This is a genomic window from Enterococcus sp. DIV0682 (assembly GCF_051712685.1).
Lineage (GTDB): Bacteria > Bacillota > Bacilli > Lactobacillales > Enterococcaceae > Enterococcus > Enterococcus faecalis.
The window spans coordinates 42,103-56,304 of record NZ_JBIOPK010000001.1; the positions used below are offsets into that span (position 1 = coordinate 42,103).

General features: G+C 40.0%; 16 protein-coding genes and 1 other annotated feature. All 16 genes read left to right on the top strand.

Going from position 1 to position 14,202, the window contains the following annotated elements; translation table 11 throughout:
• Positions 1-91: 91 nt before the first annotated feature.
• The 16 genes from IGK96_RS00175 to IGK96_RS00250 all read left to right on the top strand — a co-directional run bounded on the left by IGK96_RS00175 (position 92) and on the right by IGK96_RS00250 (position 14,158).
• Positions 92-577: a dUTP diphosphatase gene (locus tag IGK96_RS00175; protein WP_002367569.1), complete on the top strand. Its 486-nt coding sequence runs from the start codon at positions 92-94 to the stop codon at positions 575-577.
• A 78-nt stretch (positions 578-655) separates the two neighbouring features.
• Positions 656-2,026 (top strand): DNA repair protein RadA, encoded by a 1,371-nt coding sequence (radA, locus tag IGK96_RS00180; RefSeq protein ID WP_002356050.1) that lies wholly within the window; start codon positions 656-658, stop codon positions 2,024-2,026.
• Between the two features lie 100 nt (positions 2,027-2,126).
• Positions 2,127-3,272 carry a PIN/TRAM domain-containing protein gene (locus IGK96_RS00185; RefSeq protein ID WP_002368622.1) on the top strand — a complete coding sequence of 382 codons (1,146 nt, stop codon included), beginning with the start codon at positions 2,127-2,129 and terminating at the stop codon, positions 3,270-3,272.
• Between the two features lie 18 nt (positions 3,273-3,290).
• Positions 3,291-3,764, top strand: a complete 474-nt coding sequence (gene ispF, locus IGK96_RS00190; protein ID WP_002367570.1) for a 2-C-methyl-D-erythritol 2,4-cyclodiphosphate synthase — start codon at positions 3,291-3,293, stop codon at positions 3,762-3,764.
• Between the two features lie 52 nt (positions 3,765-3,816).
• Positions 3,817-5,274, top strand: a complete 1,458-nt coding sequence (gene gltX, locus IGK96_RS00195) for a glutamate--tRNA ligase (RefSeq protein ID WP_071646502.1) — start codon at positions 3,817-3,819, stop codon at positions 5,272-5,274.
• Positions 5,273-5,479, top strand: a binding site (T-box leader). Its footprint overlaps the gene before it by 2 nt.
• 64 nt (positions 5,480-5,543) lie before the next feature.
• On the top strand, positions 5,544-6,083 hold the full coding sequence (gene epsC / locus IGK96_RS00200) for a serine O-acetyltransferase EpsC (protein ID WP_002356054.1): 540 nt from the start codon (positions 5,544-5,546) through the stop codon (positions 6,081-6,083).
• Positions 6,076-7,488 (top strand): cysteine--tRNA ligase, encoded by a 1,413-nt coding sequence (cysS, locus tag IGK96_RS00205; protein WP_002370606.1) that lies wholly within the window; start codon positions 6,076-6,078, stop codon positions 7,486-7,488. Before epsC ends, cysS begins: the two co-directional genes overlap by 8 nt.
• A complete protein-coding gene (locus IGK96_RS00210; protein WP_002356056.1) occupies positions 7,485-7,883 on the top strand; it encodes a Mini-ribonuclease 3 in 399 nt (132 codons plus the stop codon). Before cysS ends, IGK96_RS00210 begins: the two co-directional genes overlap by 4 nt.
• A complete protein-coding gene (gene rlmB / locus IGK96_RS00215; RefSeq protein WP_002356057.1) occupies positions 7,873-8,730 on the top strand; it encodes a 23S rRNA (guanosine(2251)-2'-O)-methyltransferase RlmB in 858 nt (285 codons plus the stop codon). Before IGK96_RS00210 ends, rlmB begins: the two co-directional genes overlap by 11 nt.
• A gap of 14 nt (positions 8,731-8,744) precedes the next feature.
• The gene (locus tag IGK96_RS00220) at positions 8,745-9,275 is read left to right on the top strand and encodes an NYN domain-containing protein (RefSeq protein ID WP_002356058.1); all 531 of its coding nucleotides are present in this window, start codon (positions 8,745-8,747) and stop codon (positions 9,273-9,275) included.
• Positions 9,276-9,360: 85 nt separating this feature from the next.
• Positions 9,361-9,927 (top strand): sigma-70 family RNA polymerase sigma factor, encoded by a 567-nt coding sequence (locus tag IGK96_RS00225; protein ID WP_002356059.1) that lies wholly within the window; start codon positions 9,361-9,363, stop codon positions 9,925-9,927.
• A 57-nt stretch (positions 9,928-9,984) separates the two neighbouring features.
• A complete protein-coding gene (locus tag IGK96_RS00230) occupies positions 9,985-10,287 on the top strand; it encodes a Veg family protein (RefSeq protein WP_002383497.1) in 303 nt (100 codons plus the stop codon).
• Positions 10,288-10,467: 180 nt separating this feature from the next.
• Positions 10,468-11,319, top strand: coding sequence for a 4-(cytidine 5'-diphospho)-2-C-methyl-D-erythritol kinase (gene ispE, locus IGK96_RS00235; RefSeq protein WP_002379846.1), 852 nt, complete (start codon positions 10,468-10,470; stop codon positions 11,317-11,319).
• 166 nt (positions 11,320-11,485) lie between these two features.
• A complete protein-coding gene (locus IGK96_RS00240; RefSeq protein WP_002367576.1) occupies positions 11,486-12,439 on the top strand; it encodes a metal ABC transporter substrate-binding protein in 954 nt (317 codons plus the stop codon).
• A 25-nt stretch (positions 12,440-12,464) separates the two neighbouring features.
• On the top strand, positions 12,465-13,157 hold the full coding sequence (locus IGK96_RS00245) for a metal ABC transporter ATP-binding protein (protein ID WP_002356064.1): 693 nt from the start codon (positions 12,465-12,467) through the stop codon (positions 13,155-13,157).
• 161 nt (positions 13,158-13,318) lie between these two features.
• On the top strand, positions 13,319-14,158 hold the full coding sequence (locus IGK96_RS00250; protein WP_010818108.1) for a metal ABC transporter permease: 840 nt from the start codon (positions 13,319-13,321) through the stop codon (positions 14,156-14,158).
• Positions 14,159-14,202: the final 44 nt, after the last annotated feature.

Consider the following 14,202-nt stretch of genomic DNA (forward strand, 5'->3'; position numbering starts at 1 on the left):
AACTGGGCTTTTAGAAATGAGAAACTTACTAAAAACAACCAGAGTATCAGAGATTATGGTAAAATAGGAGTAGTTTAGACAGTAGGGGAGAATGAATATGAAACAACGTGGTTTTGAGATTATTTCTAAGTATCAAGAAGAGGGCTTGAGTGTCCCACAACGAGCAACAAAAGGTGCCGCGGGGTATGATTTTCAAGCAGCCGAAACGGTCGTTGTACCAAGTCTTTGGAAGTTACAACAAGCTGGAGAAAATCCCAAACCAATTTTAGTTAAAACAGGAATTAAGGCGTATATGCCTGATTCTGAATATTTAGAATTGGTGAGTCGTTCTTCGAACCCGCTAAAACGGTTCCTACTTTTAGCGAATGGTGTCGGAGTCATTGACAGTGATTATTATAATAACGAGAATAACGAAGGACATATCATGTTCCAATTTTTAAACTTTGGATATGAAGATGTTGTCATTGAAAAAGGTGAACGAATTGGCCAAGGGATTTTTAAACCGTTTTTATTAGCGGATGATGACCAAGTCGATGCAGAAAGAACGGGCGGTTTTGGTTCGTCTGGACAAAAATAAAGCCCATTTTTTCAGTAGGCAACGTTATTCAAACCATTTAATAAATGTTAAAATAAACAACAGATAAGGAGATTCTACATGGCAAAAAAAGCAAAAGTTCAATTTGAATGTCAAAGCTGTGGGTATGTGTCTCCAAAATATCTCGGACGCTGTCCTAATTGCGGACAATGGAATTCGATGGTGGAAGAGGTTATTCAAGATACTTCTGATCGTCGTGCTAGAGTAAGTTTGACTGGTAAAAAGACACAACCACAACGGCTATCTGAAGTTGTACCTAAAAAAGAGCCGCGTGTAAAAACTGAATTAGTGGAGCTGAATCGGGTTTTAGGTGGTGGCGTTGTTCCAGGTTCATTAGTTTTAATCGGTGGCGATCCCGGAATTGGTAAGTCAACATTGCTCTTACAAGTATCGCAACAATTAGCAGCCACAGGTGGCACGGTTTTATATGTTTCTGGTGAAGAAAGTGCTGAGCAAATTAAATTGCGAGCGGAGCGTCTAGGCACCGTCAACGAGACATTTTACTTATACGCAGAAACAGATATGCACGAAATATCACGAGCCATTGAAAAATTAGAACCAGATTATGTCATTATTGACTCGATTCAAACAATGACGCAGCCAGATGTTACCAGCGTTGCTGGTAGTGTCAGTCAGGTCCGAGAAACAACTGCCGAATTATTGAAACTGGCAAAAACGAATGGAATTGCCATTTTTATTGTCGGACACGTAACGAAGGAAGGGTCTATCGCAGGGCCACGGATGTTGGAACATATGGTAGACACGGTTCTTTATTTTGAAGGAGATAAGCATCACACCTTTAGAATCTTACGGGCTGTCAAAAATCGGTTTGGCTCAACAAATGAGATTGGTATTTTTGAAATGCAGACACATGGATTGGTTGAAGTTATGAATCCTTCTCAGGTCTTTTTAGAAGAACGTTTAGAAGGAGCCACTGGGTCTTCGATTGTGGTAGCAATGGAAGGTTCACGCCCCATTTTGGTGGAAATCCAAGCGTTAGTTACCCCAACGATGTTTGGCAATGCCAAGCGAACGACCACCGGGTTGGACTTTAATCGCGTTTCTTTAATCATGGCGGTTTTAGAAAAACGGGCAGGCCTTTTATTACAAAACCAGGATGCGTATCTAAAAGCGGCTGGTGGAGTCAAAATTAATGAACCAGCTATTGATTTAGCGTTAGCAATCAGTATTGCTTCTAGCTATAAAGAAAAAGGAACCTCATCTTCGGAATGTTTCATTGGTGAGATTGGTTTAACTGGTGAAATTCGCCGCGTGAATAGTATTGAACAACGAGTGCGTGAAGCGCAAAAACTAGGCTTTACAAAAGTCTATGTCCCTAAAAATAACCTTGGTGGCTGGGAAGCGCCTGAAGGTATTGAAATTATTGGCGTTTCAACAATTGGTGAAACGTTAAGAAAAGTTTTTAAATAATGAAAGTAGAAATAATCCGTTTAGGTTGTTGGTGGCGTATGATTTTTGTACGCCCCACAACACTAGACGTCTTTATTAAATAAACGAGGAGGATGGCTATATGCAAAAACGAATCATCACGTTGCTGATGATCATTGCTGGTGCAAGTTTAGGAATTTCTCTTTTCCCAATGGCTTGGGAAATGGCTAAGCAAGGCAATAACAGTTGGTTAAACAATAACTTTACGAACGGATTAATCGGTGCAATTATTTTCTTTATTTTATCTTTAGGGTTAGCAAAGTATATTGTTTCCGCTGTCAAAAAAATCGAAGCAGCTTTAAATGAAATGAGTTTAACCTATTTATTATTTGGAAGTATTGGTGCCATCATTGGTTTAACAATTGGCGTCATTATCTCCATTCCAATGTACAACTTACAAATTCCTGTCGTGAATAGTTTACTACCAATTCTAGTTATGATTATTCTGGGTTACTTAGGTTTCCGAATGGGAACAACACGGATTGAGGAGTGGAAAAAAGTTTTCACACCTCGCCAAAAGAAAGCAAATACGGAAGACACCGAAGGACAAATGTTGGAACGTAAAGTGGAAGACAACTTCCATAAATACAAAATTTTAGACACCAGTGTCATCATTGATGGCAGAATCTACGATATCGCTAAAACAGGCTTTTTAGAAGGTGTTTTGCTCATCCCTAACTTTGTTTTATATGAATTACAATACATTGCTGATTCTGGAGACAGTTTAAAACGGGTGAGAGGTCGTCGTGGCTTAGATATTTTAAATGCTTTACAAAAAGAAGAAGGTATCTCTGTTGAGATGTATGACGGAGATTTCGAGGATATCTCTGAAGTAGACAGTAAATTAATCAAATTAGCAAAATTATTAGATGGCGTGGTTGTGACCAATGACTACAACTTAAATAAAGTCTCTGAATTTCAAAATGTGCCTGTTTTAAACATTAATGCTTTAGCTAATGCTGTGAAACCAGTGGTGATTCCAGGTGAAACGATGAATGTGATGGTTGTAAAAGCCGGAACAGAGCGTCAACAAGGGGTCGCTTACTTAGATGATGGCACAATGGTTGTGGTAGAAGATGGCCAGCATTACATGAATGAGCAAATCGAAGTGGTCGTCACAAGTGCTTTACAAACCGCAGCTGGGCGTATGATTTTTGCCAAACCGGCGCATGCGGGTCGCGGAATTAATGATCGCAAGGATAACCATCCTAAAAACGATAAAAATTAAGCAAAGTGAGGACTTAGTATGATTCGAATCGGTCAAGGTTTTGATGTTCATCAATTAGTTCCGCAACGACCTTTAATTATTGGTGGGGTTACTCTTCCTTATGAAAAAGGTCTGTTAGGTCACTCAGATGCTGATGTTTTAACACATGCAATTATTGATGCAATCCTTGGTGCCGCTGGTCTGGGTGATATTGGACAACTGTTCCCCGAAACCGATCCGCAGTTCAAAAATGCGAATTCTGTAAACTTATTAAAAAAAGTAAATGAAAAAGTTGGGCGGTCGGGCTTTACTATTGGCAATATTGATTGTACAATTTTAGCGGAAGAGCCAAAGATGAGCCCATACTTGGCAGAGATGAAAAAGAATCTAGCCGCGAGTTGCCACTTAGCGGTCACACAAGTGAACATTAAGGCAACGACCATGGAAACGATGGGCTTTGTTGGTAAAAAAGAAGGAATCGGCGCAATTGCCGTTGCTTTATTGGAAAAATAACTGAAAACGACGTTAAACCGTCTGTTTTTAAAAAATGGAAAGAGGAATGAACATGACGAAAGTTCGTGTGCGTTACGCACCAAGTCCAACTGGACACTTGCACATTGGGAATGCAAGAACAGCATTATTTAACTACTTATTTGCCCGCCATAATGACGGAGAATTTATCATTCGTATCGAGGATACCGACCAAAAACGGAACATCGAAGACGGCGAGAAAAGTCAGTTGGAAAACTTAGCATGGTTAGGGATGGAATGGGATGAATCACCTGCTCATCCGGGAGAATATGGTCCATATCGTCAATCAGAACGTAAAGAAATTTACCAACCATTGATTGATCAATTATTAAGTAGCAATCGTGCGTATAAGTGTTATTGTACGCCAGAAGAATTAGAAGCAGAACGTGAAGCACAACAAGCTCGTGGGGAAATGCCTCACTACGCAGGCACTTGTGCGAATTTAACACCTTCTGAACAAGCAGCCAAAGAAGCGGCTGGTCTAGAACCAGTGATTCGTTTCCGTGTGCCGCGTAACACAGAATACAAATTTGATGACATCGTGAAAGGTGAAATTACTTTTGAGTCAGATAACATTGGTGGCGATTTTGTCATCCAAAAACGCGATGGGATGCCAACGTATAACTTTGCCGTTGCAGTAGATGATCACTTAATGAAAATTTCTCACGTTTTACGTGGCGATGATCACATTGCGAACACACCGAAACAATTAATGATTTACGAAGCGTTTGAATGGACACCACCTGTCTTTGGTCATATGACCTTAATCATTAATTCAGAAACTGGCAAAAAATTGAGCAAACGTGATGAAACAATTTTACAATTTATTGAACAATACCGTGAATTAGGTTACTTACCAGAAGCCATGTTCAACTTTATTGCTTTACTAGGATGGTCTCCTGTTGGCGAAGAAGAAATCTTCTCACAAGAAGACTTGATTAAATTGTTTGATGAACAACGCTTAAGCAAGTCACCAGCGGCCTTTGATGCGAAAAAATTAGAATGGATTAACAATCAATACATGAAACAAATGGACTTAGGTGAACTAACAGATATGTGTCTTCCTTATTTAGTCGCTGACGGTCGTGTTGAAGAAAATCCATCTCCTGAAAAAATCGAATGGTTAAAACAATTAGTTAGCTTGTATCAACCACAAATGAGTTATGCAGCTGAAATTGTGGAACTATCAAACTTGTTCTTTAATGAACATCCAGTTTTAGATGATGCTGCGAAAGAATTCTTGCAAGGAGAAACAGTGCCAACTGTGTTACAGGCGTTTAAAGAACAATTAGAAGCCTTGGACGTTTTCGATGTGCCAAGTATTAAAGCAGCGATTAAAGCCGTCCAAAAAGAAACCGGCGTTAAAGGCAAAAACTTGTTTATGCCAATTCGAATTGCTGTTTCTGGACAAATGCATGGTCCTGAATTAGGCGAAACCATCGAATTATTAGGCAAAGAAAAAGCATTAGATCATTTAAATAAAGTGTTATAAAAACACAAAGAATAGAAGAAGTAGACAAGCAGATGGATTTCAGAGACGCTGTGGGTGGTGAGAACAGCGAGCATCTTTTGTCGAAATGCATCTATGAGTGGCTTTGGTGAAAAAAGTAACCGAAGACGTCGGCAGGCGTTAACTGTATCGAGGCAAGAGCTAGTTCTTGTGAAGAAAAGTGGAACCACGCATGGGCGTCTTTTAAGCAACGTTTTTTTGTTGCTTAAAAGACGTTTTTTATTTTTGTATAGTAGAAAGGAGTTCACCCTATGAGTTGGTTGAAACGTAGCGTCGCAGCTGTTAAAAGAAACGATCCTGCAGCGCGGACCACACTAGAAGTTCTTTTAACGTATCCTGGCTTGCACGCCCTGTTTTGGCATCGCTTGTCTCATTTCTTATATAGGCATCAGTTGTTTTTGTTGGCGAAGATTCATGCACAATTTTGGCGTTTCATAACGGGCGTAGAAATTCATCCCGGAGCCACAATTGGAGCGGGGGTTTTTATCGATCACGGCATGGGCATTGTGATTGGGGAAACCGCGGAAATAGAAGAAGATGTTGTTTTGTTTCACGGAGTGACGTTAGGTGGGACCGGTCGTGATACGGGTAAACGCCATCCAACAGTGAAAAAAGGAGCGATGATTTCGGCACGAGCTCAAATTTTAGGGCCAGTTGTGATTGGTGAACGTTCAAAAATTGGGGCGGGTGCTGTTGTTATTTCAGACATCCCAGCAGATGCTACAGCTGTGGGTGTTCCTGCGAAAGTCGTTCGTCTAAATGGAAGAAAGGTGGAAAAAGGGCATGATTAAAATTTATAATACATTGACCAGAGAAAAAGAAGTATTTACGCCAATTGAGGCGCATAAAGTTCGGATGTATGTCTGCGGACCAACCGTGTATAACTATATCCATATCGGTAATGCGCGCAGTGCGATCGCTTTTGATACGATTCGTCGTTATTTTGAATATCGTGGGTATGAAGTGAATTATGTCTCGAACTTTACAGATGTCGATGATAAAATTATCAAGGCAGCTAAAGAATTGAAAATTACTGCGCCGGAAGTGGCGGAGCGTTTTATCAAAGCCTTTGAAGAAGACACGCAAGCATTGAATGTCCAGCCAGCAACGTTACATCCTCGGGTGATGGACCACATGCCTGATATCTTAGCTTTTATCGACGTTTTAATTGAAAAAGGTTTTGCTTATGAGGTCGCAGGTGATGTGTATTATCGCACCCGTAAATTCCCTAATTATGGTAAATTAAGCCATCAATCGATTGATGAATTAGAAGTGGGGGCAAGTCAACGAACTGGCGTTGAACAACAATTAAAAGAAGACCCATTGGATTTTGCTCTTTGGAAAAGTGCCAAAGAAGATGAAATTTCTTGGGATTCTCCTTGGGGTAAAGGACGTCCCGGCTGGCATATTGAATGCTCTGTCATGGCGACAAAACACTTGGGAGAGACGATTGATATTCATGGCGGTGGACAAGATTTAGAATTTCCACATCATGAGAATGAAATTGCACAGAGCGAAGCCAAAACAGGTCATACCTTTGCCAATTACTGGATGCATAACGGCTATGTCACAATTGGTGAAGATGATGAAAAAATGAGCAAATCCCTAGGTAACTTCATTACTGTTCATGAAATGATTCAAAAAGTGGATCCGCAAATTTTACGTTTCTTTATGTCCACCACCCAGTACCGTCGCCCGATTCGTTATAGCGAAAGCACTCTAAAAGAGGCAGCAGCCAATTATCAAAAATTGAAAAATGCGTTTGAAAATTTACGTTTTAGACAAGCAGATGCGGTCGCAAGTTTGCCAGAGGATGAACACTATTTAGCTCAATTAAACGAATTAGAACAACGTTTTATTACGGAAATGGACGATGATTTCAATGCAGCTAACGGGATTACGGTCGTTTATGAATTAGCGAAGATGATGAATCAGTACAGTGAACAAGCGACAGTTTCGGAACCAGTTCTAGTGGCGATGGATAAGCTTTTCAGTGGCTGGTTAGCTATTTTTGGTTTATTCTTTAAAAACGAAGAATTAGTGGATGCACAAGTCGATGCGTTAATTGAAGAACGGAACCAAGCACGGAAAGACCGTGATTTTGCCCGAAGTGATGAAATCCGCGATTTATTAAAAGAACAAGGCATTGTTTTAGAAGATACTCCGCAAGGAACGAGATGGAGAAGAAGTGAATGAGAGATTACAAACAATTAAACGGTTTAGCTTTGGCCTATGTTGGCGATGCGATTTATGAAATTTACATTCGTGATTATTTAGTTTCCTTAGGACAAACGAAACCGAATGTTTTGCATCGCATGGCGACACACTACGTGTCAGCAAAAGCCCAAGCAAGCTTAATGCAAGCGATGTTAGCGGGAGAAATGCTAACGGAGGAAGAAGAAGTGATGTACAAACGCGGTCGGAATGCTAAAAGTCACACCTTTGCCAAAAATGCTGATGTGACGACCTATCGGGTAGCGACCGGTTTCGAATCCTTGATGGGTTATTTACATTTGACACAACAAAAAGAACGTTTAGAAGAATTAATTAACTGGTGTATCAAGAAAGTAGGTGAAACCAATGAAAAATGAAAAATCTCGTCCTTTTAAAAAAGGTAAGAAACGTCCAGAACGTTCAGATAAGCGTTCAAAAGAACGGAACCCACGACCAGCGACAGCAGGTGCTGATGGAACCTCAGAAGAGCTAGCAGATAACTTTGTCTTTGGTTTCCATGCCACTGTTGAGGCGTTGCAGCAAGGACGCGGGAATAAATTGTTTTTACAAGAAGATGCTCGTGGCGAGAAAATTGAGCAATTAAAACAAGCAGCGAAAGAACAGGCTGTTCCAGTTAAATGGGTGCCTAAAGCAAAATTAGATACGATGAGTGATCACGGCGTGCATCAAGGTATGGTTTTAGCAATCACGGCGTATCAATATTTAACTTTAGAAGAATTATTGGAACAAACAAAAGAAAAGACAGAAACACCATTTTTCCTAATTTTAGACAGTCTAGAGGACCCACATAACTTTGGCTCAATTTTGCGAACAGCTGATGCGACAGGCGTGGACGGTATTATCATTCCGAAACATCGTGCAGTGGGAATTACACCAACCGTAACCAAAGCGTCAACAGGGGCCGTGGAACATATTCCAGTGGCTCGTGTAACGAATCTAGCGCAAAGTATTGCAACGCTAAAAGAGAATCAATTTTGGATTTTTGGTACAGATATGTCTGGGACGGATTATCGTCGCTGGAATACACAAGGCGCAATTGCCTTAATCATCGGAAATGAAGGTCGTGGCATGAGTCAAGGTCTTCATAAAGAAGTGGATGAATTATTAACGATTCCAATGACTGGACACGTTCAAAGCTTAAACGCTGGTGTGGCTGCAGGCTTGCTAATGTATGAAGTCTATCGTGGCCGCAACCCATTATAGAAGCAGGCGATTGTATGAAAAAACAATTGTTAATCGTTGATGGCTATAATATGATTGGTGCTTGGCCAGAATTGGTCCAGTTGAAAAAGCAAGAGCGTTTAGAGGATGCGCGTGAACTGCTTCTTAGTCGTCTGTCCAATTATGCCAAATATGAAGGGTTGGAAATCATTGTGGTCTTTGATGCCCAACTAGTCCCAGGCATTCAGCAAACGTACAAAAAGTACCTTTTGACCGTGGTTTTCACCAAAGAAGATGAAACAGCAGATAGTTATATTGAACGTCTAGCTGGTGAAAAAAATGATCGTTTAACGCAAGTAACAGTCGCAACGAGTGATTTGGCTGAACAATGGGTGGTCTTTTCACAAGGTGCATTGCGGACTTCGGCCAATGAACTTTACAAAGCTGTCCAGAAAACAGAAAAGACGATTGCCATTCATGCAACGGATATCCATTTCCAGCAATTTCGTCGAAATTCTCCATGGAACGTGGAGCAGTTATCAAAACTTTCTGAGAAGCTAGAAGAATTGTCTCAAAAAAAAGATTAAACAAATGTTCGCTTAAGTCATAAATTTCTAACATGCTATGCTCTCCTAAATCATTCGATACGTTTATCGAAAAGGAGGGCTTTTTATGTTAGAACAGATTCAACAAGCATTAGCAGGAGACCAAGAACAATTTCAAGCCTTATATGGGCAATATCAGCCAGTGATTTATAAGTGCATGAAAAAATACTATTTAAAAGATTATGATACTGAAGACTGGCTTCAAGAAGGACGAATTGTCTTCTTTCGGACGTTAGAACGATTTGATTCAGAAAAACAAGCATCATTGGGAAAGTTTTTTAAACGAAATTTTGAAAATCACGTACATAGCTTAATTCGCCATCAATGCGCCTATAAGAGGCGAACAGATACCTTGTCTATTTCCCTGGAACAACGCTTAGAAAGCGCTGGTGAAGAGTTAGTGGACTATTTAGGGACAGCGGCTACCGACCCATTAGGTCAATTAATGATTCAAGAAAAATTGGCAGCTTTTCCGACACGTCTTTCCTCGTTGGAACAACAAATTTTAAACGCATACTTAAAAGGCTACACGTTAGAAGAAATCGCTAAAGTGCGTGGGGGAACTTTTTCAGCTGTCCGAAGTGCCTATGATCGTGCCAAAGCAAAAATGAAATATACATTAGAAAATGAATAAAAATTCGACAAAACAGCTGGTTTGTCGAGCAAAAGTAGTTGCAAACAGACTTCTAGTATGATAAACTTGAAATTTTTTAAAAAAAGTGATATAATGTTTCTCGAGGTGAATGCAATGCCAACAACGTTATCGTCAATTAAGAAAGATTTGGAAGGCCGTATCGGCAGTGAAATTATGTTAGTTGCTCAGACTGGAAGAAAGCGCCAAACAGAACGTAAAGGAATCTTAACGGAGACTTATCCATCTGTTTTTGTTGTTGACTTGGATCCAGACGAGAACTCATTTGAACGTGTATCTTATAGCTATTCAGATGTTTTAACACGCACCGTTGAAATCGAATTCATCGGTCAAGCCGTATAATTTAGAAAGTCCGCTTAGGAGTGAAGGAAGAGCCCTTCGTTCCTAAGCTCTTTTTAATTTCAACCATCTGTCGTCAGAGAAAGAGCAATCTTCGGTGTACTTCTTCATGGACATATGATAGAATCTAAAAGATTAAAATGTTGGTAGACAAAAGATTAAGGAAGGTGAATCAGGGAACCGATGGAAATAATCGAACGAGCTCCTGCGAAAATTAATCTTGGGTTAGATGTTCTGCATAAACGTGTGGATGGCTATCATGAAGTTGAATCTATTTTTGCAAGTGTAGATTTAGCCGATCATTTAACTTTTGAAAATCTAGAAGAAGACATCATTCGTATTGAAACGGACAGCTCTTTTTTACCCGTGGATCGACGGAATCATGTCTATCAAGCAGTTGACTTATTAAAGCGTACCTATAATATTCATAAAGGAATTAAAATATATATTGAAAAACGTATCCCCGTGGCAGCTGGTTTAGCAGGGGGGAGCAGTGACTGTGCCGCAGCATTACGAGGCTTGAACAAACTGTGGAATCTGGGGTTGACGATGGACGAACTCTGTGAAATTGGCAGCCAAATTGGTATGGATGTTCCTTATTGTTTAAGGGGCGGAACAGCCTTTGCAAACGGACGTGGGGAGAAAATTGAAACATTACCGACCATGCCTCAATGTTGGATTGTGTTAGTTAAACCAAGAATTAGTGTATCCACTAGTACCGTTTTTAATGATTTAGCGGTAGATGAATTGCACCATCCAGATATTGCTGGACTAAGAATAGCCATCGAAAATGGTGATTATACTGGGATGACCCAAACGGTCGGCAATGCGTTGGAAAGTGTCACGATTGCCAGACATCCGATCGTGCAACAAATCAAGGATCGCATGCTGAAGTACGGCGCTGATGCAGCGTTGATGAGCGGCAGTGGACCGACAGTCTTTGCTTTATGTGAAAAGAAAACACGAGCACAACGGATTTATAATGGACTCAAAGGCTTTTGCGAAGAAGTTTATTTGGTTCGGACATTGAAATAAATAAAAACAACAGAGCGTGGAGCAAAAACCCAAAGTGATTTTTGTCCCACGCTCTGTTGTTTTTTTAAATTTATTCCTTGACGTCCCGTGATCCATTTGGTACATTATTCCTGGCAAATCGTAAATATTACGGTTTATAACAGGTAAATCGAAAAGAGGACAGAACATGACGAAAATCTACCGCCGTTTGATAATCGGCGTTACTTTAGCAATCAGTGCTTTTCTTTTAGCTAGCTGTGGGCAAACCACACAATCGCCAAAAGAGAAGAAAGAGCTCACGGTAATGACTACTTTTTATCCGATGTACGACTTCGCAAAACAAGTCGTTGGTGATGAGGGAGAGGTTGAGCTGTTGATTCCAGCTGGAACGGAACCACACGATTATGAACCAAGCGCAAAAGACTTAGCGAAAATTACTGATGCGGATGTCTTTGTTTATAATAGTAAAGAGCTAGAAACTTGGGTTCCGAATGTTATTGAAAACTTGGACACGAAAAAAGTTTCAATCGTGGAAGCCAGTCAATCCATTCAATTGATGCAAGGAACAGAAGAGGAAGAATCTGGCGAAGAAGGTCATGAAGGCCATAACCATTCCCACGAACTGGATCCGCATGTCTGGTTAGATCCCGTGTTAGCGCAAAAAGAAGTAACAGCGATTCGGGATGCGCTTATCAAAAAATATCCTGAGAAAAAAGCCGTATTTGAAAAAAATACCGCTGCTTATTTGGAAAAATTGACTGCGCTAGATAAGGAATACCAAGCTGCATTTGCAGGCGCTAAAAATCGGACCTTTGTGACGCAACATGCTGCATTTGGCTATTTGGCAAAACAATATGGTTTGACCCAAGAACCGATTGCTGGGATTTCTCCAGACCAAGAACCTTCGCCAAGTCGTTTAGCCGAATTAAAAAAATATATTAAAACAAACAATGTTTCTGTGATCTATTTTGAAGCATCGGCTTCTACAAAAGTAGCCAAAACATTGGCAGACGAGACAGGCGTCGAATTAGCTGTATTGAATCCTTTAGAGAGTTTAACTCAAAAAGAACAAGAAGCAGGCGAGAACTACGTGTCTGTCATGAAAGAAAACCTCGCTGCTTTACAAAAAAGCATTCATTAATCTGGCAACAGAAAGGAGCCAACTTATGCATTATATTGAAGTCGAAAATTTAACCTTCTATTATGATGATGAACCTGTTTTAGAAGATGTTTCTTATTATGTTGATCCAGGGGAATTCGTTATTTTAACAGGAGAAAATGGCGCTGCCAAGTCAACGCTGATCAAAAGTACCTTAGGGTTATTAAAACCAACAAGTGGCAAAATTACGGTCGCTAAAAAAAATAGTGCTGGTGAAAAAATCAGCATTGGCTACATTCCACAACAAGTCGCTTCTTTCAATGCGGGCTTTCCTAGCACCGTCATTGAATTAGTACGTTCAGGTCGTTTTCCCAGAAATCGTTGGTTCAAACCGTTGACGAAAAAAGATCATCTTCATGTGGAAAAAGCTTTGAAATCAGTGGACATGTGGGAAATGCGCCACAAACGAATTGGCGAGCTTTCTGGCGGGCAAAAGCAACGAATTAGTTTAGCACGAGTGTTTGCGACCGATCCAGATTTGTTTATTTTAGATGAGCCAACAACAGGTATGGATGAACAATCGCGAAACGAATTTTATCAATTGTTGCAACACAGTGCGCATGAACATGGAAAAGCTATTTTGATGATTACGCATGATCATGAAGATATCAAAACCTATGTAGATCGTCAAATTCGTCTTGTCCGCAAAGAAGATTCGAAATGGCGTTGCTTCCATATGAGTGAAGAATCGTATACGTAAATTTTCCAATAAAACGTTATCTGGCTCGATCATAACGAAAGCCAAGGAACGGCTTAAAGAAATGTTGGGAAAATTTAAAAAATAAGCAGGAATTAAAAAATTAATTCGCTTAAACGTCGCTACAATGGTAGTGTTCATTTTAGCGGTAAGGAGTGAATCGTATGGCAGAAATGCTTTCTTATGCATTTATGCAAAAGGCCTTTTTAGCAGCACTGTTTATCTCAGTGATTGCTCCAATGCTCGGCGTCTTTCTAGTTATTCGCCGACAATCTTTAATGGCAGATACCCTTTCACATGTGTCATTAGCCGGTGTGGCACTAGGCTTCTTTTTTAATTGGAATCCTAATTTAATGACCTTAATTGTCGTGATTGTGGCTGCAATCATTCTAGAATATTTACGAATGATTTATAGCACCTATTCAGAAATTTCGATTGCTATTTTAATGTCAGGCGGTTTGGCTTTGGCGTTAGTTTTAATGAATTTAACAGGAGGCAATTCAGCTGCTAGTATTCAATCGTATTTATTTGGTTCCATCGTCACGATTACGTGGAATCAAGTGGTTATGTTGGCAATTTTATTCGTAGTTTTAGTTCTATTGTTTATGTTATTTAAACGTCCAATGTATGTTTTAACATTTGATGAAGATACTGCTCATGTTGATGGGCTACCTATTCATTGGATGTCGATGCTTTTTAATGTAATTACTGGTGTGGCGATTGCTGTGATGATTCCGATCGCGGGAGCCTTGTTAATTTCAGCAATTATGGTCTTACCAGCTGCGATAGGTATGCGAATTGGTAAAGGCTTCAACACGGTGATCATCATCAGTGTGTTTATGGGCTTGATTGGCATGCTAACAGGGTTGACTAGCTCGTATTATTTGGAAACACCACCGAGTGCAAGCATTACCCTAATTTTTATTGGTTTATTCTTATTAGTCAATATTTATCGCCGAGTGGTTGTTATGGTCCAACGAAAACAAAAAATGCAAAGAAACTAAGGAGAAAAACGAAAGTTTTTCTCCTTTATTTCTTTTTTTTAAAA